Raw genomic sequence first — 25,729 nt, 5'->3', positions numbered from 1 at the left:
GGCCTCGCAAGAGGGGAACCCAATACGCAAGAGCCTCCGGCCGCCCCCTTTCGGCCTTGACCTCGCATGAAACCCATGCCGATGATCGGCCCGGCTTCCTGAAGTTTCGCCCCTCCGCCCCCCGCGGATCCTGTCGGATGAGGAATATGGCAATGACGTTCACACGCAAATGCGCCTCCGCGCTTCTGGCCGGCGGGGCTCTCGCGGCCTTTGGTCTGGCGGCGCAGGCGCAGGAGGAAACGCCGTCGGCGGCGCTGACCGCGCTGGATTCGGTCTATGAGGACGCCGCTTACCTGCTGCCGCCCAACGCCAAGCCCGGCGAATGCTACGCCCGCGTGTTCATTCCCGCCACCGAGAAGCAGGTCGAGCGCCGCGTCCTCGTCAAAGAGGAATCCGAGCGCCTCGACATCGTCGCCGCGAAATACGAGTGGATCGACGAGACCATCGAGATTCAGAGCGCCTCGGTCGAGCTGGAGGTGATCCCCGCCCAGTTCGAGACCCGCGAGAAGGTCGTGACCGTCGAGCCCGAGCGCGAGGACCAGACCGCCGAAGCCCCGATCTACGAGACCGTCGAGGAGCAGGTGCTCGTCCGCGCGGCCTACACGACCTGGCAGAAGGGCGAAGGCCCGATCCAGCGCTATGACGAAGCCACCGGCGAAATCATGTGCCTCGTGACCATTCCGGCCGAGTATGTGACCATCCAGAAGCAGGTCGTGCGCACCCCGGCCCGCGTGGTGACCAAGCCGGTCGCCGCCAAGACCCAGACGCTCGAAACCCGCGTCATGATCGCCCCGCCCTCGACCCGCGAGATCGAGATCCCCGCGCGCTTCGAGACCGTGAAGGTCCAGAAGCTCACGGCCCCGACTCAGGTGGTCAAGGTCGCGATCCCGGCCGAATACGAGACCCTCCGCGAGACCGTCAAGGAGACCGCGGGCAAGATGGAATGGCGCCCGATCCTCTGCGCCACCAACACCACCCCGGATCTCGTGATGCGCATCCAGCGCGCGCTGGACAGCGGCGGCTATAAGCTGCGTCAGATCGACGGCCAGCTCGGGCCGGGCACCATGCAGATGGTCCGCCAGTATCAGCGCGACAAGGGCCTCGCTCAGGGCCAGATCACCATGGAGTTCCTCGACAGCCTCGGCGTCGCGGTGAACTGATCCCCTTCCGGAAGAGCTTCAGGGCTCTTCTCGGAGATCGGGCCTCCGAAGATCTCCAAAACGCTCGTCGCGATCTCGCGGCGGGCGTTTTCGCTGCGGGCCGCCCTCAGAGCGAACGGACCTCCTCGGCCCCCGCGGAGGTCGCCTTGACGACTTATGCGCGCAGCCTCACAAAGCGCAGGCGGAAGGCGTCGGGCCTTCCGCCTTCCCGCTCATGAGTTCGTCCCATGACCCGTTTCGCCGCTCGTTTCTCCGGCTTTCTTCTCCTCGCCCTCGCGGCCCCCGCCCTTTCGGGATGCGGCGGCGGCCGCTCCTCCGACTCCGTCCGGATCTCGGGGGCGGATCTCGCCTCCGGCGCCGCCGAGGCGCAGCTCTCCGGCCTTGATCCCATGCTCGCCGCCCTCGTCGCGCAGGACATGGCCGCCGCTCAGGGGAGCGCCCTCGCCGCCGGAGACCTCGGCGCGAGCCCCGAACGGCTCGCCGCCATGTTCGCGAACGCCACCGTGGCGAGCTTCGGCGATTTCGACAGAGAGACCCAGATCGCCTATCACGGCGCCGACGGCGCTTTGCGGATCTGGAGAGCGGGCGCGGAGACGATCCGCTCCGGCGTCTGGAAGCTGGAGAAGAACCGGAGAGGAGAGGCTCAGTTCAGCCTGAGCTTCGCGCGCGAGGGCGGCGGGCTCTCCACGCCGAGAAGCTATGACGGCGCGGAAATCGCCGGGGCCGTCGTCGAGATCGCCGAGGGCGACGTCTTCAACCTCATGAGCGGCGCGACGCCCTTCGTTCTGCCCAAAAGCGGAAATTATGAGACGATTGGGGCTCTGGCGGCGAAGGCGGGGATCGGCGCGGCGCCGCGGATCCGCTGGTCGCGCGCCGCGAGCGTGACGGCTCCTCTTCCCTGACTCTTGGGCCTGCCTCTCCGGCGGGGCGCGGCTTGCGCCTCGCCGCATGAGAAGAGCGCCCTCACGCAGGCGAAGGCGCTCGGATTGGGGATCGGCGGACGAGGCGGCGCGGCCCTGAGGCGATCCTCAGAAGCCGGGGAAGCCGCCGCCGCGCAGACGATGGGCGTTGGCCTGCACGCAGCGCTCGATGGGCGCGAAGGCCTCGGCCACCGCCATTTCGGTGGGGGCGAAGCTCATGCGGGCGCAGCTTTCGAGGAAGGCGGCGGGCTTCTCCATCGTCATCTGAAAAGCCTCGGCCATCTGGTCGAATGGATCGGCCGCGCCGGGAGCGAGATAAGCCACGCGGCGCGCGATCACTTCTCCGGCCAGAGCCGAAACGCGCGCGGAGCGTAGGCAAAGATCGCTCCAGAAGGTCATGGGATCCATTCAGGCCTCTCCTTCAACTCTTCGGGCGCCGGCAGGATGACGTTGCGTCAAGCGTTCCCGCGTCCTTTACGACGTCAAGACTGGTCGCGGTTTTGTTCCCTCGTCAAGGCGCCATATGGAATGATTGCAAAGAATATTCACAAAAATGATAAGATCAGCGTATATTTTTTGCGATTCTGAGACGAAAGCTTTGGCGCGATGGGGAATTTTCATCTCCCTCTGCGCGATAAAATTGCGACGGCGGCGCGAAACCTCCTCTCGCCTCCCGCCCGCGAAGCCCCCGCTGGGGTCTTGCAATCATCGCCCTATGCCCTATCCTTGCGGCGGAAACGCCCAAGGAACAGCGCCGAATGTCCGAAGTCAGAGACCTCGCCAATCCCGCCGAGCGCCACCCGGAGAAGGCTCATCGCCCGGATAACCCCTCGCCGCGCAAGCCGCCGTGGATCCGGATCAAAGCCCCCAGCTCCAAAGGCTATTTCGACACCCGCGCGACCATCAAGGAGCATAAGCTCTCGACGGTCTGCGAGGAGGCCGGATGTCCCAACGCCGCCGAATGCTGGGCGCAGGGCCACGCCACCATGATGATCATGGGCGAGATCTGCACCCGCGGCTGCACCTTCTGCAACGTGGCCACCGGACGCCCCGACAAACTCGACCCCTTCGAGCCCGCCCGCGTGGCTCAGGCGGTGGAGAAGCTGGGGCTTTCGCATGTGGTCATCACTTCGGTGGACCGCGACGACCTCGGCGACGGCGGCGCGGCGCATTTCGCCCAGACCATCCGCGCGGTGCGCCGTCGGCGGCCCGAGGCCACCATCGAGGTTCTGACGCCCGACTTCCTCAAATGCGGCCCCGAAGCTCTGGAGACCGTGATCGAGGCCCGGCCCGACGTCTTCAACCATAATCTGGAGACGGTGCCCGGCCTTTATCTGGAGGTGCGCCCCGGCGCGCGCTATTTCCATTCGCTGCGGATTCTGCAACGCGCCAAGGAACTTTCGCCGGAGGTCTTCACGAAATCCGGATTGATGGTCGGCCTCGGCGAGACTCGTCCGCAAATCCTGCAGGTCATGGACGACATGCGCGCCGCAGGGGTGGATTTTCTGACCATCGGACAATATCTCCAGCCTTCGCCGAAGCATCACGCCGTCGAGCGTTATGTGACGCCGGAAGAATTCGCCTCCTATGAAAAGGCGGCCTATGCGAAAGGATTTCTGATGGTCTCCGCCTCGCCCCTCACCCGGTCGAGCTATCACGCGGGCGCCGATTTCGAACGGCTGCGCGCGGCGCGTCTGGCGGCGCTCGGCTGAGCATGGCCACGCATTACGCCGAGACCCGCCGCACGCCCTACACCGTGCGCCAGATGTATGATCTGGTGGCCGACGTGGCTTCTTATCCGCAGTTTCTGCCTTGGATCGCCGGGACGCGCATCCGCGACCGGCGGCCCTTGGCCGGAGACGAGGCGGGCGAGCGGATGGAGGCGGATATGATAGTCTCCTTCAAGGTCTTCCGCGAGAGCTACCTCTCCTTCGTGGAGCTGCGTCCGCCGGAGAGCTATGAGGTCGCGCAGGTTCTGGCCAAGGCCGCGCCGGGGGGGCCTTTCGAGCGGCTCGTGATGAATTACCGCTTTCACGAGACGCCGGAAGGGACGTGCGATCTCTCTTTCGAGGTGGATTTCGCCTTCCGCAACAAGCTCTTGCAGAAGGTGGCGGGCGGCTTCTTCGGCGAAGCCATGAAGCGCGTCATCAGGGGTTTCGAAGCGCGCGCGGCGGAGCTTTATGGGAAGCAGGCGGCGGTGTGAGGCGGGGCCGCTTCTTAAATTACGCAAGCAATTACGTGAGCGATAAGAGGCCATGGATATCAAAACAATTATCTCTTCCATTTTCATACCAATTATCGTCGCATATTTAGCCGCCCGCGCTGCAGGATATTCAAAAAATGTCACTGAAGAACGCAAATTATGGCGCGAACGCATTAGAACATTAGCTATGGAAGCTTTTGAAGCGCTTAAAAATAGAGAAAATTCTACAACAAACAAAGATACATCTGAATTAAATACAGAAATTTCTCCAATAGAATGTCGAAAAATCTACGTGGAATTCTCCACGAGACTAAATCCACACGACTTAAGAGACAAAGCGATCATAAGCTACCTTAAAAAATGCTTATGTGAAAAAAAATGTCCTAAAAAAGATAAAATAGAAAATGAATTAAAAACTCCACCACCATTCAATATCAACACACCTGAAGAATTCCTTGGTGAAATATCCAGACTCTTAAAGCACGATTGGGATCGTGCTGTTTGGGAAACAAGAATCATTAAAATACCTAATTTCAAAAATATTAGAAAAATCTGCTCTCCAAGTGATAAAATTCGTGAAGAGAATTACAATAAAGAAGAAGATCACCACTGCTGGAATTGTACATTGATTTTTACTGCATCAATTATAATATCTATTTATGTCACATGCATATTAATTAGCTCATTGATAAAAATGTTCTCTTAAAACGAAAACGGCGCCCTTTCGGACGCCGTTTCTGAAACTGAGCTCGAAAGGCCGATCTTATTTGATCTTGCCTTCCTTGAACTCGACATGCTTGCGCGCGACCGGATCATATTTCCGGACGGTCATCTTGTCGGTCATGGTGCGGGAATTCTTCTTCGCCACGTAGAAATAGCCCGTGCCGGCGGAAGAGTTCAGGCGAATCTTGATGGTGGTCGGTTTGGCCATGGGATCCTCTTAAGTCAACGACGATGCGCCCGGGCGATCGTGTGAACTCCAGATCGGGGCCGCAGAATTCAGGGGCGAGTTATGGCCGCGCCCTCAGGGGGAAGTCAAGGGGAAAAGCGCGCTCCACGCCCGCCCCGCGCCGGAAGCCGCGCCGCCTCTCTGAAGAGCCTGCGTCGCCGCCGGGCTTTTCAATCCGGGGCGCCCCTCTTATGGTCAGGCGGCCCGATTCCTTCTCCCGCTCCCGGACCCTCCTCCCATGTTCGATCTCGATTTCGCGCGCAGCCAATTTCCCGCCTTCTCCGCGCCCGCGCTCAAAGGCTGGGGCTTCTTCGAGAACGCCGGAGGCTCCTACGCCTGCGCCCGGACCATCGCGGCCCTGAACGACGTCTATACGCAGATGAAGGTCCAGCCCTATCACGCCCATCCGGCGGCGCGGCGGCTCGGCGAGCGCATGGACGAAAGCCGCGTCCTCTGGGCGGGGGCTCTGGGGCTTGAGCCGGACGAAGTGCATTTCGGCCCCTCCACCTCGCAGAACGCCTATGTGCTGGAGCGCGCCTTCGCGGATCTCATCGGGCCGGGCGACGAGATCGTCGTCACCAATCAGGATCACGAGGCCAATAGCGGCGCATGGCGGCGTCTGGCCGAGGCGCGCGGCGCCAAGCTCAAGGAATGGCGCGTCGAGCCGCAAAGCGGGCGGCTGCTCCTTGAGCATCTCGCGGAGCTGCTGTCCCCGCGCGTGAAGCTGGTGACGGCGCCCCATTGCTCCAACATCCTCGGGCGCGAGAATCCCGTGGCGGAGATCGTCCGGCTGGCGCATGAGGCCGGGGCCCTCGCGGTGATCGACGGCGTGAGCTGGGCGCCTCACGCCATTCCGGACGTCGGGGCTTTGGGCGCGGACGTCTATCTCTTCAGCCTCTATAAGGTCTTCGGCGTCCATCAGGGGCTGATGGCGGTGCGCCGTCCGCTTTTCGAGCGCCTGCCCAATCAGGGCCATTTCTTCAACGCGGGCCTCAACGCCAAAAGGCTGGTTCCGGCCGGGCCGGATCACGCTCAAGTCGCGGCGGCGGGCGCGGTGGTGGACTACATCGACGATCTGGCCGCCCGCCACGCCCTGCGCGCCGATTCTCCGCGCGCCCGCGCGGCGGGAGTCTCGGCGCTCTGGCGCGCCCATGAGACCGCCCTGCTCGCGCCTTTGCTGGACTGGCTCGCGCGTCATCCGCGGGCGCGGGTCCTCGGCTCGACGGAGGCCGACGCCCGCCGCGCCCCGACGATCTCGCTCGCCACGGAGCGCGCCCCCGCCGAACTCGCGGCGGAATTGGCGAAACGCTCCATCATGGCCGGAGCGGGGCATTTCTACGCTTACCGGCTGCTGGAGGCTCTGGGGCTCGATCCTGAAAGGGGCGTCCTGCGGCTGTCCTTCGTGCATTACACCTCGCCCGCCGAGGTCGATTCCCTGATGAAGGCGCTCGACGCCGTTCTGTGAGGCTCCCCCGAATGACTTCCACGATGAAGCTCGATTCCATCGAAGACGCCCTGACGGCCGTCGCCGCAGGCGAATGCGTGATCGTCGTGGACGACGAAGACCGTGAAAACGAAGGCGACCTGATCATGGCGGCCTCTCTGGCCACGCCGGAGAAGATGGCCTTCATCGTGCGCCATACGGGCGGCGTGGTCTGCGCGCCGATCACCACCACGGAGGCCCGTCGGCTGAAGCTCGACCCCATGGTGGCGGTGAACGACGCTCCGCTCTCGACGGCCTTCACCGTCACCATCGATTATCGCGAGGGCCTGACCACGGGCATCTCCGCCGCCGAGCGCTGCGCCACGGTGCGGGCTCTGACCAACGGCAACGTGCAGGCTCAGGATTTCGTGCGCCCCGGCCATATCTTCCCGCTGGTGGCGCGCGACGGCGGCGTGCTCATGCGTTCGGGCCACACCGAGGCGGCGGTGGATCTGGCGCGGCTCGCGGGGCTGCCGCCGGTGGGCGTGATCAGCGAATTGGTCAATGACGACGGATCCATGATGCGCGGGCCGCAGCTGGCCGATTTCGCGCGGACCCATGGGTTGAAGCTGGTCTCCATCGCCGATCTCATCGCCTATCGCCAGCGGCGCGAGACCCTCGTGCGGCGCCTCGCGCAATTCGAGATCATGACCGAAGCGGGTCCGGCCAAAGCCTCCGTTTACGGCACGCCCTTCGATTCGGCGGAGCATCTGGCGCTGGTGGTGGGCGACGTCTGCGCGGCGGGGCCTGCGCCTCTGGTGCGGCTGCATCGCGAGAATCCGCTGGAGGACGTCTTCGGCGGCCAGAGCCGCAGCCTTGGGCTCGCCATGGCGCGGATCAAGGCCGAGGGCCGGGGCGTGATCGTCTATTTGCGCGACCGCGCCACGGGCGTGCGTCCGGCGGCGCTCTCGCCGCGCGGGGCGGGCGCCGAGGCCGAGCGTGAAGACAATTGGAAGGAAGTCGGACTCGGGGCGCAGATCCTGCGCGATCTCGGGCTGAAGCGCATCCGGCTGCTCACCTCGCGCGAGCGGCAATATGTCGGGCTGGCGGGCTTCGGCGTGGAGATCGAAGGGCTGGAGCTGCTGAAAGCCTGAGGGCTCCCTCCCCCTCTCAAAACGACGAAAGCGCCCTGCGGGGCGCTTTTTTCGTCTCGGAAGGCTGGGGAGAAGTGGAGGATTCTGTTGCCAGGCTCCTCCGGGCCCCGCCTAGAGGGGCTAACCCCTAGGGCTTAATTTCGGTTTTACTCGACCGCATTACGCGGCGAGCGCCACCGGAGCACGATTGTTGTTGGCAACTGTGCGAATAGCCCGATGACGGTGGAGCCATGCCGGGCGAAAGCAAACACCTTTACACGTCCGTCGATCCTAATTCGGCCCCCTCCGCCCCTCCAACAAGGGGATGAATGGTGGAGCCGCCGGGTTCCGCCCCCGGGTCCGATCCGCTTATTCCGTGCGCGTTTATCGCCATAGTCCCTTGCGGGACGAGACGAGATATAGCGCGCGCCGCCCCCCTTGTGAAGAGGCGCCGAAGCCGGACGCGGCTCATGATTTCAGGAGAGGCTTTCGCGCGACGCTTTTCCCACAGGCCGCGCCGCCTCGTCCTTGGCGGGCTCCGGCTCCAGCGGCACGCCGTAAAGCTCCAGACGATGGCCGATCAGCCGATAGCCCAGCTTCCGGGCGATCCGGGCCTGAAGCCGCTCGATTTCCGGCTCCAGGAATTCGATCACCCGCCCGTCGTTCAGATCGATGAGATGGTCGTGATGGGCGCGCTCGGCGTTCTCATAGCGGGCGCGGCCGTCCTGAAAGGCCAGCTTCTCGATCGCGCCGACGTCCTCGAAGAGCTTCAGAGTCCGGTAGACCGTCGCTAGAGAAATCCGCGGATCGAGCTTGCTCGCGCGGGCGTGGATGCCTGCGGCGTCGGGATGGCCTTCGGTCTCGGCGATCACCCGCGCGACCACCCGGCGCTGTCCCGTCAGGCGCAGGCCGTGCTCGGCGCATTTCTCCAGAATGGCGGCTTCCTCCCGCACGCGCGTCTCCCTAGCTCTGCTCAGCTTGCGGCGGCCAGCCCGGTCGGACGTCCGTCGAGGCTGATCTGGTTCTTCTGGAGCTGATATTCCCGGACTCCCGCCTCGCCCTTGCGCTCGGCCCAATCGTTGAGGACCGGCCTCTCGCCCTCGTAATCGAAGAGCGGCACGCCGTAGCCGCAGGAGGTCTGCACGAGATCCGCCTCAAGCTCGACGATCTGCCGCGCGCCCGTGGGGCGGCGCCCCTCGTAATGCTCGGCGAGCAGGGCTTCGAACTCCGGGGAGCCTAGCTGATGCGAGCGGCCCTTGCCGTAAAGCCGCAGGATCATCGGCGGGCCTTCGAAGGTGCAGAACATGAAGGTGAGCCGCCCGTCCTCGCGCAGATGGGCCATGGTCTCGTTGCCGCTGCCGGTCAGATCCAGATAGATCACGCGGTTCGGCCCGATCACCCGCAGAAGATCCGTCGGGCGCGGCGAGATGTTGACGCGCGTTCCCGCCGCCGCCGTGGCCGTGAAGAAGATCTTCTGACGCTCGATCAACCGCCGCAGAGGCTCGGCGATCTCGGCGTATAGCTTGGACATGGGCGCGCCTCTCCTGCGACTGCTCCTGATCTGCGGCATATCATGAGCCCCCCGCCCCGCGCGAGCCTTTTGCGGCTTTCAGACGCCCTCCCCCGCGCCCCCTTGCGCGCCCCTCTTGCGGCGGCGGCGAATCTGCGCGAAGGTCCGCCGCCGTAAGATGCGCCGAAAGACGCCCAGAACGTTGCGAAGGAGACCGAGCGCCATGGCCGATGGAGCCGCAGATTTGATCCAGAGTCCGGATACGACCGTCGAAGCCCGCGAGGTCTTCGGGATCGATCTTGATTGGCGCGTTCCGGCCTTCTCGCGTCCGAACCGCTACACGCCCGACCGCGATTCCTCCTATCAGTTCGATCCGGAGACCACCCGCGCCATTCTGGCGGGCTTCGCGCATAATCGCCGCGTGATGATCCAAGGCTATCACGGCACGGGCAAATCCAGCCATATCGAGCAGGTGGCCGCCCGGCTGAACTGGGCCTGCGTGCGCGTCAACCTCGACAGCCACGTCAGCCGCATCGACCTCATCGGCAAGGACGCCATCCAGCTCGTGGACGGCAAGCAGGTGACCACCTTCCGCGAGGGCGTTCTGCCTTGGGCCTTGCGCAATCCGGTGGCTCTGGTCTTCGACGAATATGACGCGGGCCGCCCCGACGTGATGTTCGTGATCCAGCGCGTGCTGGAGGCCGAGGGCCGCCTGACGCTGCTCGACACCAATGAAGTGATTCGGCCCAATCCCTATTTCCGGCTCTTCGCCACCGCCAACACCATCGGCCTCGGCGACACCACCGGCCTTTATCACGGCACCCAGCAGATCAACCAAGGCCAGATGGACCGCTGGAGCATCGTGGCCGCGCTGAATTATCTGGAGCACGACGTCGAGGCGAAGATCGTCCGCGCCAAGCTGCCGGACTACGACAAGGACGAAAAGGGCCGCAAGACCATCTCGCAGATGGTTTCGGTGGCGGTGATGTCGCGCGACGCCTTCGTCAAAGGCGAGATCTCCACCGTCATGAGCCCCCGCACCGTGCTGACCTGGGCCGAGAACGCCCTGATCTTCGGCGATCCGGCTTTGGCCTTCCGTCTGAGCTTCCTCAATAAATGCGACGAGCTGGAGCGCCCGGTGGTCGCCGAGTTCTATCAGCGCGCCTTCGGGGTGGATCTGCCGGAATCGGCGGCCCGCTCGCGCAATCTCGGCTGAGGCCGCGCCATGGCCTCGATCCGCGCGCGCGACCCGACCAAGCCTTTCCGCGAAGCCCTGCAATCGGCGACGCGCGCTCTGGCTTTGGAATCGGAGCTTGAGCTGAACTTCGGCGGCGTCGAAGGCGCCTTCGACGGCGGCGCGAAAGTCGGCGTGGGCGCCATCGGACGGACGCTCAAGCCGGAGGACGTGACCCTCGCGCGCGGCCGGGCCGACGCGGCGGCCCTGCGTCTGCGCTTTCATGACGAGCTCAAGCACCATCATCGGCTGCCGCAGGGCGAGAAGGCCCGCGAGATCTACGACGCGCTCGAATCCGCCCGCGTCGAGGCGCTCGGCGGGCGGGCTCTGCCCGGCGTGGCCGACAATCTCGACGCTCTGCTGGCCGACGACGCCCGCCGCAAGGGCTGGAGCGAATTCGTCCATCAAAGCGAAGCGCCTCTGGAGCGCGCCGCCGCTCTGGCTTTGCGGGCCAAGGCCACGGGGCGGCCTCTGCCGCAGGGGGCGCAGCAGGTCTTCGACCTCTGGCGCGAGACCCTCGAAGGCCCCGCCGCCGCGAGTCTGGACCGGCTGATCTCCAAGCTCGGCGATCAGGAGGCCTTCGCCCGCGAAAGCTGGAGCCTGCTCAAGGATCTGGGGCTGGAGGACCAACTCGGCCCCGATCCCGATCCGGAGCCCGAGGATCAGGAGCCGCCCCCCGAATCCGATCAGGATCCCGAAGCCCAAGAGCGCGGCGGCGAATCCGACTGGACCGAGGAGGAGAGCTTCGACGACGTCCTCACCGATCCGAACGCCCCCGAGGATTCCACCGCCACCCTCTCGGCGGAGGTCGAGCCCGACGGCGGCGACGAGCGTCGGGACGCCCCGCCCCGCGAAGGCGCGCCGCCGCGTCAGCCGCCGACCGAGGCCCAAGGCTCGGGCGGGCCGGATTATAAGATCTTCACCCGCGAATTCGACGAAGTGGACAAGCCCGCCGCCGAACTCTGCGAGCCCGACGAGCTGGAGCGCCTGCGCGCCTTCCTCGACAAGCAGCTGGAGCCGCTGAAAGGCGCCGTGGGGCGTCTGGCGAACCGCCTGCAACGCTTCCTCATGGCGCAGCAGAACCGCGCTTGGGAGTTCGACCGCGAAGAGGGCATGCTCGACGCGGGGCGTCTGGCGCGCATCGTGGCCACGCCCACCACGCCCCTCTCCTTCAAGGTGGAGAAGGACACCAAATTCCGCGACACCGTGGTCACGCTGCTGATCGACAATTCCGGCTCCATGCGCGGACGCCCGATCACCATCGCCGCCATCTCCGCCGACGTGCTGGCCCGCACGCTGGAGCGCTGCAAGGTCAAGGTCGAGATCCTCGGCTTCACGACCGTCGCGTGGAAGGGCGGGCGCTCGAAAGAGAAATGGGTCGAGGAGGGCAAGCTCCCGGCGCGCAATCCGGGGCGCCTGAACGATCTGCGGCACATCGTCTATAAAAGCGCGGACGAGCCTTGGCGGCGCGCAAGGCGCAATCTCGGGCTGATGCTCCGCGAGGGGCTGCTCAAGGAGAACATCGACGGCGAGGCTCTGGAATGGGCCTCCCAGCGGCTGCGCCGCCGCCCCGAGCAGCGCCGCATCCTCATGGTGATCTCCGACGGCGCGCCGGTGGACGACGCCACGCTCTCCGCCAATTCCCAGAATTATCTGGAGCAGCATCTGCGCGGCGTGATCCGCCAGATCGAGCGCGAGAACGTCGTGGAGCTGGTGGCCATCGGCATCAATCATGACGTGACGCGCTATTATCGCCGCGCGGTCACCATCACCGACGCCGAGCAATTGGGCGGCGCCCTGACCGAAAAGCTCGCCGAGCTCTTCCGCGCCGAGGACTCCATGCCCGCCGCGCGGCGCCGCCGCGCCGGAATATGAAGGGGATTCGCCGCCTTATGCGAGGAATTCCAGAAGCCGCCCCGCCCTCCGCGCGGCGGCTTCGGCCTTCATGCGGCGCCTGAAGGAGCCTCCGCGCGGCCGCCGAGGCGGAATCGCTCTTGACTCCTGCTTATGCTCAGACCGAATTTCATCTTCCGAAAAACGCATAAGCGAGTCTCCCATGAAGACCATCGGCCTGATCGGCGGCATGAGCTGCGAATCCACCGCGCTCTATTACGACCAACTCAATAAAGGCGTGCGGGCGCGGCTCGGCGGCCTGAACAGCGCGCCGGTTCTGCTCTGGTCGGTGAATTTCGCCGAGATCGTCGCCTTGCAGAAGGCCGGAGACTGGGCGGAGGCGGCTCGCCGCCTCGCCGAGATCGCCCGCCGTCTGGAGGGCGCCGGCGCCGAGGTGGTCGCCCTCGCCACCAACACCATGCATAAGGTCGCCGAGCCCATTCAGGAGGCTCTGACGGTCCCCTTCCTCCATATCGGCGACGCCACGGCGGCGGCGCTCAAACGCGACGGACGGCGCCGTCCGGGGCTTCTGGCCACCGCCTACACCATGGAGCAGAGCTTTTACCTCGACCGGCTGCGCGCGGCGGGGCTGGAGCCTCTGGTTCCCGAGGCGCCCGCCCGCGCCGCCATTCAGCGCGCGATCTTCGAGGAGCTCTGTCAGGGGATCGTGACGCCCGAAACCCGCAAGGCTTTTCAGGGCTTCGCCGCCGATCTTGAAGCCGAAGGCGCGGATTCGCTCATCCTCGGCTGCACCGAGATCTGCATGGCGCTCAAGCCGGGCGAGACCCGCGCGCCGCTTTACGACACCACCGCGCTGCATGTGGCGGCCCTGCTCGACGTCAGCCTCGCCTCTCAGGCGAGTTGAGGAGGAGCGAAAGACTAGGAACCGAAAGCGTCATAGGCCGGGCTTACGAGTTCGGCTTAATTTTTCCTTCAGGAGTCCTCCGCAGACTCGCCGCGCGGCGAGGCATGCGCCGGCATATCGGGGAAAATGATGACGACCTCCCGCCTGAAGATCCTGCTGGCCGAAGACGACAAGACCAACGCCATCCTCGCCTCGGCCATTCTGGAATCCTCCGGGCATGAGGCCATGGTCGCCGCCGACGGCGAAAAAGCGGTTTTGCTCGCCACGCGCCATTGGTTCGACCTGATCCTCATGGATTTGGAGATGCCGGTTTTCGACGGGCTGGAGGCCACGCGCCGCATCCGCGCCGCGCCGCCTCCCGCCCGCGACATCCCCATCATCGGCCTCAGCGCCCATGACGACCCCGCCATCGAACGCCAATGCCTCGCGGCGGGGATGAACGCCTATGTCTGCAAGCCGCTCAGCCGGGCCTCGCTGCTGGAGGCTCTGGACAAGGCCGTCCGCGCCGCCGCGCGCCGCCGCAGCATGTGAGGCGCGGCTCAGGCTTCAGAGCCGCTTCCGCCTGAAGCCGTCGAGCGACCAATAGCCGCCGCCGAAAGCCGCATAGAGGAAGGCGCCGCCCGCCCAGAAGAGCGAATTGGTCACGGCTTTGCCCTGCGCCGCCGAGAGGAAGGCGGCGCCTCCGTCGGAGGCGAGCAGCGCGCGGCCGTTGGCGCTGAGATTGGCGGCGAGCTCGGGGCTTGCGGCGAAGGCTTGGACGCCCGCCGGAGTCAGCAGGGCCTCGACGTCGTAGGGATGCCCCATATGATAGCGCAGCGTCAGCAGCAGCATGACGCCGCAAGCCAGAGCCGCGGGCCGCGTGAAGAGCCCCAGAGCGATCAAAGCCCCGCCGAGAACCTGAATCACGGCCAAAGCCGGAGACCAGAACCAGCCGGGATGAAAGCCGACGCTCTCCACGAAGCCGACTTGCGCCATGGGCGCCATGATCTTCGGCCAGCCTTCGACGATCAGCATGATCCCGACCGCCAACCGCAGCGCCGTCCAGGCGAAGGGCTGGGCGAAACGCTCGTAGAATCCGCCCAGAAAAGGGAGGATCAGCCTCTCCCGATCATTGGAGAAAGGGGAATGCACGGACATAAGTCGCGCTCCTGATGCTTGAATCGAACTCCGCCCTCCGCCTGATTCTTAACCGGAGAGGGCGGCGGCGCGAAAGCCCGTCCCGATCAGATCCGCGCCATGCGGGCGAATCCGGCGGCGAGATCGGCCTTGAGATCCTCCAGATCCTCAAGCCCGGCGTGGAGGCGCAGCAGCCGCCCCTTGGCGCGGCCCTCGCGCGGCCAGACCGTCGCGCTGCGGGCGCCGACCGGGTCCACCGGCAGAATCAGGCTCTCGAAGCCGCCCCAGGAATAGCCGACCCCGAAGAGCTCCAGCCCGTCGAGCAGCGCCCGGATATGCGCCTCCGAAGACAGATCCTCCCGGAGGATCGCGCCGAAAAGCCCTGAAGCGCCGAGGAAGTCGCGCCTCCAGATCCGATGTCCCGGATCATGGGGCATCCCCGGATGCAGGATCTGCGCGATCTCCGGGCGGCCCATGAGCCAATCCGCCAGAGCCAGCCCCGCCGCCTCATGGGCCTTCATCCGCACAGACAGAGTCCGCAGCCCGCGCAGCGCGAGGGCGCAATCGTCCGGCGAGACGGCGAGGCCCAATTCGCGCTGTCCGCGCCGATAGGTCGGATAAACCGACTCGACGCAGCTCACCGAGCCCATGAGCAGATCCGCATGGCCGCCGACATATTTCGTCAGAGCCGCGAGGCAAAGATCCACGCCATGCGCGAAGGGCTTGAAGAACAAGGGCGAGGCCCAAGTGTTGTCGAGCATGACCACCGCGCCGGCTTTATGCGCCTCCTCGGCGATGGCGGGGACGTCCTGAACCTCGAAGGTCCATGAGCCGGGGGATTCGCAGAAGACGACCTTGGTGTTCGGGCGGATCAGATCGCGGATTCCGCCGCCGATCAACGGATCATAGAAGGTGGTCTCCACGCCGAAACGCTTCAGCGTCCCCTGACAAAAGGCCCGCGTCGGGCCATAGGCGGAATCGGTCATCAGAAGATGATCCCCCGCCGAAAGGAACGACAGCAAAGGCGCCGTCATAGCCATCAGCCCCGAAGGCTGAAGCCGCGTACGGAAGCCGCCCTCGAGATCGCGCAAAGCCCTCTCCAGCGCGAGGCTCGTGGGGGTGGCGTGGGTGCCGTAGGTCAGCGCCTCGCCGGGCAAGGCGCGCTCGGCCTCCTGAAGGCCGTCGTAGCCTTCGAAGAGATAAGTCGAGGCGCGCACCACCGGAGGATTCACCGCTCCGAACTGCGCTTTCGAATCCCGTCCTCCCCGCAGGGCTTTGGTCGCGTCCTTCATGTCTTTCTCCTGAATGGGCGGCCTTGCGGCGCGGGATTCGCCCGGCGTCCCAAGACCTTGATGCGTTTCATGGCCGCTCCGGCGGAATCCCCGCCTCCGCGAGGACGTCGAAGAGCCTGCGTCCGCCCGCGCGCTGGATCCGGGCGGCGGACATGCCGAAGGCGCGCGGGCCCTCGACGTCGGCCTTGAGGCTGTCGCCGATGAAGAGCGCCTCTTCAGGCCGAATCCGCAAAGCCGCGCAAACCGCCTGATAGATCTCGGGTTCGGGCTTGACCGCCCCGACTTCATAGCTCAGCAGGCGGGCGTCCAGATCCGGCGGAAGCCGCCGGACGACCCGGCCGTATTCGAAAGCGAGATTGCTGCACAGCCCGATCTTCAGCCCTCTGGCGCGCAGAGCCTCCAGCAGAGGCGCGACCTCAGGGAAAAGCCTGTAGCGCGTGAGGTCGGCGGCCCATTCCGCCCGGATCTCCGGCGCGAGGGGCGGCAGGCCCAGCTCGGCGGCCAGCGCGCCATAGGGCTGATTCCGCTTCATGAGCTCGCGGCGGCCGATTCGCCGGGCGAGCGCCTCATAAGGCGGAATCCGCCGGGGAGGCGGCTCGATCAGCGTGCCGAAGGCGTCGAAAACGATGGCGGAGATCTTCGTCACTTCAGCCGCTTTCCTCTGCGGCCCCTCCGAAGGGGCCGGCCATGGGTTTCAGAAATCCCGCCCCGCCGCAAGAGGCGCGGAGGCTGGCGCGCCTTCATGCGCCGTTCGAATGCGCGCTCCAAATAAGCTCATCCCGTTCTTCGGGGTTGCCTCTTCGGAGGCTTTGGGTTCTGGTCGCGGCATGAGCGTCCGGCCTTCCTCTCGCGGAAGGCGCCGACGCGCGGAATCTCGAGGTTTAAGATGAAATCGCTTCTCGGCGGCGCGGTCTCGGCGCTGGTTTTCGGTCTGGCTTTCGGCGCGACGGCGGCGCAGGCGGCGCCCGGCGACACGCTGCGGGAGGTCAAGGCGCGCGGCGAGCTGGTCTGCGGCGTCACGCAGGGTCTGGACGGCTTTTCGCTTCAGGATTCCGAGGGGAATTACGGCGGCCTCGACGTGGATTATTGCCGCGCCGTGGCGGCGGCGGTCTTCGGCGACGCCTCCAAGGTGCGCTTCCGTCCGCTCTCCTCCAAGGAGCGCTTCGAGGCGCTGAAGTCCGGCGAAGTGGACGTCCTCGCCCGCGTGACCACCTGGAGCCTCTCGCGCGACACCCAGCTCGGCGTGATCTTCGCCGCGACGAATTTCTACGACGGACAGGGCATGCTCGTGCCGACCTCGCTCGGCGTGACCTCGGCGGCCGAGCTGGACGGCGCGCGGCTCTGCACCAACACCGGCACCACCACCGAGCTGAACATCACCGATTATTTCCGCAGCAACGGCCTCAGCTTCGAGCTGATCGCCTTCGAGAAGTCGGATGAAGCGGCCTCCGCCTACGAAGCCGGGCGCTGCGACGTCTACACCAGCGACGCCTCGGGCCTCGCGGCCAAACGCCTGACCTTCGCCAATCCCTCGGAGCATGTCCTCCTCCCTGAAATCATCTCCAAGGAGCCTCTGGCCCCGGCGGTGCGTCAGGGCGACGAGCAATGGCTGAACGTGGCCCGCTGGACCCATTTCGCCATGCTCAACGCCGAGGAGCTCGGGATCGCCTCCGGGAACGTCGACCAGATCCTTGAGGAGCAGCGCGCCCTCGCCGCCGGAAGCACCGGGAATCAGGAGATTCAGCGCTTCCTCGGCCTCGGCGACGATTTCGGCGCCGCCTTCGGCCTGCCGAAGGATTGGGCCTATCAGATCGTCAAGCAGGTCGGGAATTACGGCGAGATCTACGACGCCCCGCGCGGCCCCGGCGGCGCTCTGGGTCTTGAGCGCGGCCTCAACGCGCTTTGGACGAACGGCGGCCTGCAATATGGAATCCCGGTCCGCTGAACTGGGAGGCGACCGGAAGCTGACCTGAGGGCGCCCTGCGCAAGACGGACGAAGGATCTCGCGCAGGGTGATAAAAATGACGAATCTCTTACGCCAAGTCTTGCTTCCCCGCGACGAAGTGAGGCATCCTGATCTCTGACGCCGGAGCGACCTCGCCGCGAAAAGGCTTTTCAAAGCGGTTGCGAAACACCGGCGCAGCATAAAGAACGTCAGGAAAGGTCTCCTCAGAATGGCTCTTCGTCATCTTCTCTGCGGCGTCATGGCCGTCGGCTTCGGCTTCGCCGCCGTCTCGACCCCCGCCTCCGCCCAGACCTCCGGCTCCACCCTCTCCGCCGTCAAGAGCAAGGGCCGTCTGGACTGCGGCGTGTCGCAGGGTCTGCCCGGCTTCTCCAACTCCGATTCCGCCGGCAACTTCACCGGCATCGACGTGGATCTCTGCCGCGGCGTGGCGGCGGCCGTCTTCGGCGACCCGAGCAAGGTGCGTTTCCGCACCCTCTCGGCCAAGGAGCGTTTCGAGGCGCTGAAATCCGGCGAGATCGACGTCCTGTCGCGCAACAGCACCTGGACCATGACCCGCGACACCCAGCTCGGCATCATCTTCGCCGGGGTGAATTATTACGACGGCCAGGGCCTGATGGTCCCCGCCTCGCTGGGCGTGAGCACCGCCGCCGAACTCGACGGCGCGCGCATCTGCACCAACACCGGCACGACCACCGAGCTCAACGTGACGGATTACTTCCGCTCCCACGGCATGAGCTTCGAGCTGATCGCCTTCGAGAAGACCGACGAAGTGGGCGCCGCCTATGAGGCCGGCCGCTGCGACGTCTACACCACCGACCGCTCCGGCCTCGCCGCCGAGCGCCTGAAGTTCGCCGACCCCGAGGGTCATGTGGTTCTGCCGGAGATCATCTCCAAAGAGCCGCTCGGGCCGGCGGTGCGTCAGGGCGACGAGCAGTGGCTGAACGTGGTGAAGTGGACCCATTACGCCATGCTCAACGCCGAAGAGCTCGGCATCTCCTCCGAGAACGTCGACCAGATCCGCGACGAGCAGGCCGGTCTGGTCTCGCAGGGTCAGGGCAATCAGGAGATTCAGCGTCTCCTCGGCCTCGGCGACGATTTCGGCGCCGTCCTCGGCCTGCCCAAGGATTGGGCCTATCAGGTCATCAAGCAGGTCGGCAATTACGGCGAGGTCTACGAGGCCAACGTCGGCCCCGACACGCCGCTGAAGCTGGCCCGCGGCGCCAACGCGCTGTGGACGAACGGGGGCCTGCAATACGGCATGCCCGTCCGCTAAGCCTCCGGGATCCGCGCCCTTCCTGACCGAAGGGCGCGGTCTTCGCATCAGAGGGACAACTTCACCGACATAAGGAGGTTTTCATGACCGCCTCCGCTGAGACTCCGTCTTCAGGATCGTCGCGCTCTTCGGGCTCGCTGCTTTATGATCCCAAGGTCCGATCCATCTTCTTTCAGGTCGCCCTGATCCTCGCCGTCTTGCTTTTTTTCGGCTGGATCGTCCTCAACACCATGGCGAACCTGCGCGCCCGCAACATCAGTTCGGGCTTCGACTTCCTCGGCAACACGCCCGGCTTTCAGACCGTCACCACGCTCGGCACTTATCTGATGGACGTGTCCGGCCGGGCCATCACCTATCTCGACGTTCTCAAAGTCGGGCTGATCAACACGCTTCTGGTGGCCGTTCTCGGCATCGTCACGGCGACGATCCTCGGCTTCGTCATCGGCGTGTTCCGGCTCTCCAACAACGCGGTGCTCTACGGCTTCTCGACGGTCTACGTCGAATTGCTGCGCAACACCCCGTTGCTGCTGCAGATCTTCTTTTGGTATTTCGCCGCGCTGCGCGCCCCTTGGGTGCCGGACGCGCGCGGGAAGGTCTCTTTCTTCTGGGACAACTTCCACTTCAACATCACCGGGCTTTACGGCCCCTATCCTCTGCCGCAAACGGGCTTCGGCGCGACGCTGTGGGCTCTCGTGATCGGCCTGATCCTCACCTTCGTCATGCGCTGGTGGGCGAAGAAGCGGCAGGACGCCACGGGCAAGCAATTCCCGATCTTCTGGGGCGCGGTCGGCCTGATTCTGGGGCTTCCGCTGCTGGTCTTCCTGCTGACGGGCGCGCCTCTGCGCTGGGAGGCGGCGAATTTCGTCCAAGAGGGCCCGGTCCTGCGCCGCGGCTTCCAGAAGGGCGAGGGCATGCTGATCATCCCGGAGCTCATCGCGCTCTGGCTGGCTTTGTCGCTCTATACGGCGGCCTTCATCGCCGAGATCGTGCGCGCGGGGATTCTGGCCGTGAACAAAGGCCAGACCGAAGCGGCGCACGCCTTGGGGATCAGCCAATCGAAGAATCTCCGTCTCGTGGTGATTCCTCAGGCTCTGCGGGTGATCATCCCCCCGCTGACCTCGCAATATCTGAACATCACGAAAAACTCCTCGCTGGCCGTGGCCATCGCCTATCCGGACTTCTTCTCTCAGGTTCAGATCTCTCTGAACCAGACCGGACGCGCCATCGAGCTGATTGTGATCGCGATGCTCGTCTATCTCACCTTCAGCCTCATCACCTCTGCGATCATGAATTACGTGAATTCGCGGATGAAGCTGGTCGAGCGGTAAGGAGGACATGACATGACTTCTTCTCCTCACGCTCCGCAGAGCGTCGCTTACGTGCGCACCGAAGACGCGCCCATCCTGCCGCCTCCGGCGAACACCACCGGACTTTACGGCTGGGCGCGGCGCAACTTCCTCGATTCGATGACCGATTTCTCGGACGTCGGATCCAGCGTCCGTTCGGTTCTGATGATCCTGCTGACGGCGTTTTTGCTCTGGTTCGGAATCTCGCAGATTTGGGGCCTGATCAAATTCGTCTTCATCGACGGGATTTGGTCCAACCCGACCGGCGCGCGGCGCGAAGCCTGCCTCACGCAGGCGCAGGGCGGCTTGCTGCCCAACGACCAGACGGTCGGCGCCTGCTGGCCCTATGTGGCCGCCAACGCCAAGCTCTTCATCTATGGGCGCTATCCCATGGCGGAGCTTTGGCGGCCCAATCTCGTCTTCCTGCTGCTGGCGCTGGGGCTGGTCTGGACGCTGTGGTCCAGAATGCCCTATCGCAAGATCGGCGCGGCCCTGATGCTGGTGGTCTTCCCGATGGTGGCCTTCGTGCTGCTGACGGGCGCCGACCTCTCGGCCCCCAAGGCTTTCTGGTATGTCTGGCCTCTGGCGACGGCGATCCTGCTGGGGCTCGGCTGGGCGGGCGGCAAAGGCATGGGCGGCGAGGCGGTCAAGGCCTTCAGCGGCGCCTTCTGGGGATTGGGGCTCTTCTTCGCCTATATTCTGGTCTTCGCGCTCGCCGCGACGATGAATTGGGGGCTGAACAGCGTCACGACCCGCGACTGGGGCGGCCTGCTGGTGACGCTGGTGGTGGCTCTGACGGGCATCACGGCCTCTTTGCCTCTGGGCATCCTGCTCGCCCTCGGGCGGCGCTCGACGCTTCCGGCGGTGAAGATCCTCTCGGTGGCCTTCATCGAGTTCTGGCGCGGCGTGCCGCTGATCACCGTTCTGTTCATGTCTTCGGTGATGCTGCCGCTGTTTCTGCCGCCGGGCACGAGCTTCAACGATCTCCTGCGGGCGCTGATCGGCGTGACGCTCTTCGCTTCGGCCTATATGGCCGAGGTGGTGCGCGGCGGGCTTCAGGCCATCCCGAAAGGCCAGACCGAGGGCGCTCAGTCGCTCGGCCTGAGCTTCTGGGAGACCACGCGGCTGATCGTGCTGCCTCAGGCGCTGACTCTGGTGATCCCGGGCATCGTGAACACCTTCATCGGCCTGTTCAAAGACACGACGCTGGTCTCGATCATCGGCATGTTCGATCTGCTCGGACAGGTCAGCTCGACCTTCGCCGACAGCTCATGGGCCACGCCCGTGACGCGCCCGACCGGCTATCTGGTGGTGGCCGCCATCTTCTTCGTCTTCTGCTTCCTCATGTCGCGCTACTCCATGTCCATGGAGAAGAAGCTGCGGCGTGGGCATGCGCGCTAATCTCAGGAGAACCAGATGACCGTCTCCGCCGAAGAAATCGACGTCGACCGTTCGCAGATGAAGGTCTCCGACGACGTGGCGATCCAGATCACCGACATGAACAAGTGGTATGGACAGTTCCATGTTCTGCGCGACATCAATCTGACCGTGAACCGCGGCGAACGCATCGTCATCGCCGGGCCTTCGGGCTCGGGGAAATCGACGATGATCCGCTGCATCAACCGCCTTGAGGAGCATCAGTCGGGCTCCATCGTGGTCAATGGGGTGGAGTTGACCGGCGACCTTAAGCGGATCGACGAGATCCGCCGCGAGGTCGGCATGTGCTTCCAGCATTTCAACCTCTTCCCCCATCTGACCATTCTGGAGAACTGCACGCTGGCCCCCATCTGGGTCCGCAAGATGCCCAAACGCGAAGCCGAGGAGCGCGCGATGCACTTCCTCAGCCGCGTGAAGATCCCCGATCAGGCCCATAAATATCCGGGCCAGCTTTCGGGCGGCCAGCAGCAGCGCGTGGCCATCGCGCGCTCGCTCTGCATGAATCCTCAGATCATGCTCTTCGACGAGCCCACTTCGGCGCTCGACCCGGAGATGATCAAGGAGGTGCTCGACACCATGGTCGACCTCGCCGAAGAGGGCATGACCATGCTCTGCGTGACCCATGAGATGGGCTTCGCCCGCAAAGTGGCCAACCGCGTGATCTTCATGGACCGCGGCCAGATCGTCGAGCAGAACGAGCCTGAGGAGTTCTTCAACAATCCGCAGAACGAGCGCACCAAGCTCTTCCTCAGCCAGATCATGGGGCATTGAGCGCAATCCGAAAAGTTTGAAAGACTTTTCGGGTGAATTGCGCGACCGTAAAGAGCCCCGCCTTTCCGGCGCGGAACGCGAGATCAGGCCCTCCGCCGCAAGGCGGGGGGCTTTTTCATGGGCGGATTTTGGGGCATAGGGGATCCGCCTCATTCAGGAGCCGCTCATGTCCGGAAATCTGCTCTGCGCCGTCGAGGGGGGAGTCGCCCGCCTCACGATCAACCGCCCCGACAAAGCCAACGCCGTCGGGCCGCATGAGCGCGCGCTGATCCGCGCCCGCTGCGCCGAACTCGCGGGGCGCGCGGAGCTGCGGGCGGTGGTGCTTCAGGGCGCGGGCGAGAAGGCTTTCTGCTCCGGCGCCGATCTGGAGGAGGTCAAGGCCATGGCCGGAGACGAAGACGCCATGCGCGCCTTCATCGAGGATTGGACCGTCACCACCGACGCCCTCGCCGCCTTGCCGCAGCTGACCATCGCCCGCATGGACCGCTCCGTGGCCGGGGGGGGCGTGGCTCTGGCTTTGGCCTGCGATCTGCGGATTCTCGCCGCCGAGGCCGCCGTCTTCTATCCCGCCCTGAGGCGCGGCGTGATTCCGCCCGCCTCCGACCTCGCGCGGCTGACGCGGCTCGTGGGGCCGGGGCGCGCGAAATGGCTGCTGCTCGGCGGCAGGCGGCTCAGCGGGCTGGAGGCTCTGGCGCTCGGGCTGGTCGAGGCGGCGCCGCCCCGCGCCGAGATCGCCGCCCTTGAGGCGGAGATCCTCGCCGAGGCTCTGGAGGCGCCCGCGGGCCATGGTCCGAAGCTCAAGGCGGCGCTGAACGCCGCCGTTTTCTGAGCCTCAGCCGAGCCGGAAGCTGGTCGTCTCGGCGGGCAGACAGCGCCCCTCGCCGCAGAGCCGCAGACTCAGCGTCGCCACGCCCGGCCCGATCACCGGCGCCGAAATCCCGTGCTTCTCGATGCGGAGCGGGCCGACCCCCCGCCCGATCAGCGTCGGAGGCGGATCGTTCCAGACCCAGCCCGGCGAGGCTTCGAGGTCGATCTTGAGCAGATTCCCGTCGCGCCGCGCCCAGAGCGTCAGCCGCCCCTGAGCCAAGGCCCGCATGGCGCCGGTCTCGCCCTGATGCAGAATGCGCGTCGCGGTCATGGCTTCGGTGTGGGCGCCGGCCTCCTGGCCGATGGAGCCCGACAAGGCGCGGGACAAGGTCTCGGCGCGCTTGTGATTCTCGGGCTTCGAGGTCCGGCGCGACAACAGCGCGTAAAGCTCAAGGGCGGCGGCGTTGCCCGAAGGCGCGGCCATGTCGCGGGCGTCGATATGCGGCCCGAGCGGCGCGGGCGCCGCCAGAAGCCCGTAATCCGGATGGAAGGCGCCTTTCCACATCATATCCCCGAGGCTCTCCGCCGCCGAGAGGATGCGGGCGTCGCGCAGAGCGTCGTGCAGGGCCACGAAGCCCAGCCCGAGATAGGCGTAATCCTCCACCGTGCCGAGGCCGAAGGGGCGGCCGTTCATCAGCCCCCGCGCCAGAGAGCCGTCGGGATTGCGCCCGCGCGCCCAGAGGATCTGCGCCGCGCGGTCGGCCAAAGCGGCCTCGGCGGGCGAATCCATGGCCATGGAATATTCCGCCAGAGCGCGGATCATCAGGCCGTTCCAGCCGATCAGCGCCTTATCGTCCACGAAGGGCGAGGGACGCCCCCGGCGCGCGGCCAGCAGACGATCCAGCGCCGGGTCGAGCCGGGGGAAGTCGATCCGCGCGCGCGGGTCGAGATGCGGCGTCACGCCTCCGGCCAGACGCGGCTGGGTCAGCAGCCCGAGCGTCGAGAGGACATGACGTCTTTCCGACTCCGGCATGGAGCCGAGCGCCGCCTCGGCCTCCTGCGGGCGCCAGAGGTAATAAGCGCCCTCCTCCATCTTGCCGGAGGCGTCGCGCGAATCGGCGTCGAGCGCCGTATGGAAGAGCCCCTCGGGGGAAGTCATCTCGCGCGCCACGAAGGCCAGCGTCCGCTTCATCGCGCGCTCATAAACGGGATCGGGCTCCAGCGACTGCGCCGCCAGCAAGGAGCGGATCATCAGAGCCTGAGTCGGGAGCATTTTTTCGAAATGCGGCGTGCGCCAGTCGCGGTCCACGGCGTAGCGATGGAAGCCGCCGCCGATCTGGTCATGCACGCCGCCTGTGAGAACCGCCTTGAGCAGGGTCGTCGCCGCGTCGAGCGCCGGAGTCCGCCCCGCCCGCCGCGCCGCCGAATCGAGGAGGAAGCGGCTCACCACCTCATTGGGGAATTTCTCGCCCTGTCCGAAGCCGCCATGCAGAGGATCGGACTGACGCGCGATTCCGTCCGCCGCCGCGTCGAAGGTCTCGCCGCTCAGAGGCGCGGGCGGCGGACGCTTCAGAGTCAGATCCCGCGCGGCTTCCCCGAGCTGCTGCGCCTGTTGCAGGATGATCTTGCGCCGCTCGGGACGCCCCCATTCCTGCAAGGCGGCCTGAAGCGCCCGCAGCAGCATGTCCTTGCGCAGATAGGAGAAGGTCATGGCGGGCCATGCCCCGTCCGGCACGAGCAGCAGATTATTCGGCCAGCCCGTCCGCCCCGAAAACAACAAAGCCGCCGAGGCGTATTGCGCGTCGATGTCGGGGGATTCCTCGCGGTCGAGCTTCACCGGCAGGAAATCGCGGTTGAGCAGCCCCGCCACGGCCTCGTCGTCGAAGGATTCCTCCTCCATGACGTGGCACCAATGACAGCTCGCGTAGCCGATGGAGAGGAAGACCATCACGCCGCGCGCTTTGGCCTCGGCGAAGGCGGCCTCCGACCAGGGGCGCCAATCCACCGGATTATGCGCATGCTGGCGCAGATAGGGCGAAGCCGATTCGATCAGCCTGTTCACGAAGAGGGGAGCGCCGTTCGGCGCGCGATGGCGCGTCCGGATCATTTCGGGATTCCTTCCGCCGCCGCCCCCTTCTGCGCCCGGCCCCGCCGGACGCCCCAAAGGCGCAGGCCCGCCCCTTCCCTCTCCCGGCGCGGCGAAAACCAAGGCTCCGGCGGCGCGGGCGAGGGGGGAACAGGGCGGAGGGGGCGGCATGGCTAAGGCTCCTTAAGGCTATTCCGTCCCATCATGCGACAATCCGCGGACAGGCGAAAGCCGCGATGCAAGATCCGACGCGCCCTCCGCGCGATGGGAGAGGCCGCCCGGTAACGGTAAGTTTGGGCATGAAATCCAGAATAAGCCCGTGTAAAGCCTAGAGCGCGGCCCGGA

25 protein-coding genes and 1 other RNA gene are annotated in these 25,729 nt (G+C 65.5%); 17 read left to right on the top strand and 9 right to left on the bottom strand.

Annotation, left to right across the window (positions count from 1 at the left end):
* The first annotated feature begins 152 nt into the window (after positions 1–152).
* Both B161_RS0105060 and B161_RS0105055 read left to right on the top strand, forming a co-directional pair.
* Positions 153–1,160 carry a peptidoglycan-binding domain-containing protein gene (locus B161_RS0105060; protein ID WP_018632288.1) on the top strand — a complete coding sequence of 336 codons (1,008 nt, stop codon included), beginning with the start codon at positions 153–155 and terminating at the stop codon, positions 1,158–1,160.
* A 227-nt stretch (positions 1,161–1,387) separates the two neighbouring features.
* On the top strand, positions 1,388–2,062 hold the full coding sequence (locus tag B161_RS0105055; RefSeq protein ID WP_018632287.1) for a hypothetical protein: 675 nt from the start codon (positions 1,388–1,390) through the stop codon (positions 2,060–2,062).
* A gap of 126 nt (positions 2,063–2,188) precedes the next feature.
* Here B161_RS0105055 and B161_RS0105050 read toward each other — a convergent pair whose 3' ends face one another.
* The gene (locus tag B161_RS0105050; protein ID WP_018632286.1) at positions 2,189–2,488 is read right to left on the bottom strand and encodes a hypothetical protein; all 300 of its coding nucleotides are present in this window, start codon (positions 2,486–2,488) and stop codon (positions 2,189–2,191) included.
* Between the two features lie 350 nt (positions 2,489–2,838).
* Here B161_RS0105050 and lipA point away from each other — a divergent pair, with 350 nt between their 5' ends.
* From lipA to B161_RS19530, 3 genes are read left to right on the top strand one after another with little or no spacing between them, the layout of a single operon-like run.
* Positions 2,839–3,792, top strand: a complete 954-nt coding sequence (lipA, locus tag B161_RS0105045) for a lipoyl synthase (RefSeq protein ID WP_018632285.1) — start codon at positions 2,839–2,841, stop codon at positions 3,790–3,792.
* A 2-nt stretch (positions 3,793–3,794) separates the two neighbouring features.
* A complete protein-coding gene (locus B161_RS0105040) occupies positions 3,795–4,283 on the top strand; it encodes a type II toxin-antitoxin system RatA family toxin (protein WP_018632284.1) in 489 nt (162 codons plus the stop codon).
* Between the two features lie 52 nt (positions 4,284–4,335).
* The gene (locus B161_RS19530; RefSeq protein WP_157755527.1) at positions 4,336–4,989 is read left to right on the top strand and encodes a hypothetical protein; all 654 of its coding nucleotides are present in this window, start codon (positions 4,336–4,338) and stop codon (positions 4,987–4,989) included.
* Positions 4,990–5,046: 57 nt separating this feature from the next.
* Here B161_RS19530 and rpmG read toward each other — a convergent pair whose 3' ends face one another.
* Positions 5,047–5,214 carry a 50S ribosomal protein L33 gene (gene rpmG, locus B161_RS0105035; protein ID WP_018632283.1) on the bottom strand — a complete coding sequence of 56 codons (168 nt, stop codon included), beginning with the start codon at positions 5,212–5,214 and terminating at the stop codon, positions 5,047–5,049.
* A gap of 256 nt (positions 5,215–5,470) precedes the next feature.
* Here rpmG and B161_RS0105030 point away from each other — a divergent pair, with 256 nt between their 5' ends.
* Positions 5,471–6,697 carry an aminotransferase class V-fold PLP-dependent enzyme gene (locus B161_RS0105030; RefSeq protein ID WP_018632282.1) on the top strand — a complete coding sequence of 409 codons (1,227 nt, stop codon included), beginning with the start codon at positions 5,471–5,473 and terminating at the stop codon, positions 6,695–6,697.
* Positions 6,698–6,708: 11 nt separating this feature from the next.
* Positions 6,709–7,809 carry a 3,4-dihydroxy-2-butanone-4-phosphate synthase gene (gene ribB, locus B161_RS0105025; protein ID WP_018632281.1) on the top strand — a complete coding sequence of 367 codons (1,101 nt, stop codon included), beginning with the start codon at positions 6,709–6,711 and terminating at the stop codon, positions 7,807–7,809.
* A gap of 73 nt (positions 7,810–7,882) precedes the next feature.
* On the opposite strand, the gene ssrA is transcribed toward ribB, so the two are convergent.
* From ssrA to B161_RS0105015, 3 genes are all read right to left on the bottom strand, one after another.
* Positions 7,883–8,237: a transfer-messenger RNA gene (ssrA, locus tag B161_RS19135) on the bottom strand.
* Between the two features lie 27 nt (positions 8,238–8,264).
* Positions 8,265–8,741, bottom strand: a complete 477-nt coding sequence (locus B161_RS16790; RefSeq protein ID WP_018632280.1) for a Fur family transcriptional regulator — start codon at positions 8,739–8,741, stop codon at positions 8,265–8,267.
* Between the two features lie 20 nt (positions 8,742–8,761).
* On the bottom strand, positions 8,762–9,319 hold the full coding sequence (locus tag B161_RS0105015; RefSeq protein ID WP_018632279.1) for a pyridoxamine 5'-phosphate oxidase family protein: 558 nt from the start codon (positions 9,317–9,319) through the stop codon (positions 8,762–8,764).
* A 202-nt stretch (positions 9,320–9,521) separates the two neighbouring features.
* Between B161_RS0105015 and cobS the strand changes: the two genes are divergently transcribed.
* From cobS to B161_RS16785, 4 genes are all read left to right on the top strand, one after another.
* Positions 9,522–10,514 (top strand): cobaltochelatase subunit CobS, encoded by a 993-nt coding sequence (gene cobS / locus B161_RS0105005; RefSeq protein ID WP_018632277.1) that lies wholly within the window; start codon positions 9,522–9,524, stop codon positions 10,512–10,514.
* A gap of 9 nt (positions 10,515–10,523) precedes the next feature.
* On the top strand, positions 10,524–12,407 hold the full coding sequence (locus B161_RS0105000) for a cobaltochelatase CobT-related protein (RefSeq protein ID WP_018632276.1): 1,884 nt from the start codon (positions 10,524–10,526) through the stop codon (positions 12,405–12,407).
* Between the two features lie 181 nt (positions 12,408–12,588).
* A complete protein-coding gene (locus B161_RS0104995; RefSeq protein ID WP_018632275.1) occupies positions 12,589–13,290 on the top strand; it encodes an aspartate/glutamate racemase family protein in 702 nt (233 codons plus the stop codon).
* A gap of 129 nt (positions 13,291–13,419) precedes the next feature.
* Positions 13,420–13,821, top strand: a complete 402-nt coding sequence (locus B161_RS16785) for a response regulator (protein ID WP_157755526.1) — start codon at positions 13,420–13,422, stop codon at positions 13,819–13,821.
* A 15-nt stretch (positions 13,822–13,836) separates the two neighbouring features.
* Here B161_RS16785 and B161_RS0104985 read toward each other — a convergent pair whose 3' ends face one another.
* The 3 genes from B161_RS0104985 to B161_RS0104975 all read right to left on the bottom strand — a co-directional run bounded on the left by B161_RS0104985 (position 13,837) and on the right by B161_RS0104975 (position 16,344).
* The gene (locus B161_RS0104985; RefSeq protein WP_018632273.1) at positions 13,837–14,427 is read right to left on the bottom strand and encodes a DoxX family protein; all 591 of its coding nucleotides are present in this window, start codon (positions 14,425–14,427) and stop codon (positions 13,837–13,839) included.
* Positions 14,428–14,513: 86 nt separating this feature from the next.
* A complete protein-coding gene (gene metC / locus B161_RS0104980) occupies positions 14,514–15,698 on the bottom strand; it encodes a cystathionine beta-lyase (protein WP_020607768.1) in 1,185 nt (394 codons plus the stop codon).
* 67 nt (positions 15,699–15,765) lie between these two features.
* Complete coding sequence (locus B161_RS0104975) at positions 15,766–16,344, bottom strand: HAD family hydrolase (protein ID WP_018632270.1); 579 nt, start codon at positions 16,342–16,344, stop codon at positions 15,766–15,768.
* A 240-nt stretch (positions 16,345–16,584) separates the two neighbouring features.
* On the opposite strand from B161_RS0104975, the gene B161_RS0104970 reads away from it, so the two are divergent.
* The 6 genes from B161_RS0104970 to B161_RS0104945 all read left to right on the top strand — a co-directional run bounded on the left by B161_RS0104970 (position 16,585) and on the right by B161_RS0104945 (position 23,320).
* Positions 16,585–17,643 carry an amino acid ABC transporter substrate-binding protein gene (locus tag B161_RS0104970; RefSeq protein WP_018632269.1) on the top strand — a complete coding sequence of 353 codons (1,059 nt, stop codon included), beginning with the start codon at positions 16,585–16,587 and terminating at the stop codon, positions 17,641–17,643.
* A 229-nt stretch (positions 17,644–17,872) separates the two neighbouring features.
* On the top strand, positions 17,873–18,937 hold the full coding sequence (locus B161_RS0104965) for an amino acid ABC transporter substrate-binding protein (protein ID WP_018632268.1): 1,065 nt from the start codon (positions 17,873–17,875) through the stop codon (positions 18,935–18,937).
* A gap of 83 nt (positions 18,938–19,020) precedes the next feature.
* A complete protein-coding gene (locus B161_RS0104960; RefSeq protein WP_018632267.1) occupies positions 19,021–20,265 on the top strand; it encodes an amino acid ABC transporter permease in 1,245 nt (414 codons plus the stop codon).
* Between the two features lie 12 nt (positions 20,266–20,277).
* Entirely contained in the window at positions 20,278–21,684 is a 1,407-nt protein-coding gene (locus tag B161_RS0104955; RefSeq protein WP_018632266.1) for an amino acid ABC transporter permease, read from the top strand.
* A 15-nt stretch (positions 21,685–21,699) separates the two neighbouring features.
* Positions 21,700–22,491: an amino acid ABC transporter ATP-binding protein gene (locus B161_RS0104950; protein WP_018632265.1), complete on the top strand. Its 792-nt coding sequence runs from the start codon at positions 21,700–21,702 to the stop codon at positions 22,489–22,491.
* Positions 22,492–22,657: 166 nt separating this feature from the next.
* Complete coding sequence (locus tag B161_RS0104945) at positions 22,658–23,320, top strand: enoyl-CoA hydratase/isomerase family protein (RefSeq protein WP_018632264.1); 663 nt, start codon at positions 22,658–22,660, stop codon at positions 23,318–23,320.
* A gap of 3 nt (positions 23,321–23,323) precedes the next feature.
* On the opposite strand, the gene B161_RS18610 is transcribed toward B161_RS0104945, so the two are convergent.
* Positions 23,324–25,405, bottom strand: a complete 2,082-nt coding sequence (locus B161_RS18610) for a thioredoxin domain-containing protein (protein ID WP_018632263.1) — start codon at positions 25,403–25,405, stop codon at positions 23,324–23,326.
* Positions 25,406–25,729: the final 324 nt, after the last annotated feature.

It is taken from the genome of Neomegalonema perideroedes DSM 15528, assembly GCF_000374145.1.
GTDB classification, from domain to species: Bacteria; Pseudomonadota; Alphaproteobacteria; order Rhodobacterales; family Rhodobacteraceae; genus Neomegalonema; species Neomegalonema perideroedes.
The sequence above is the reverse complement of the archived record's forward strand: the minus strand, read 5'-3'. Positions and strand labels throughout refer to the sequence as shown.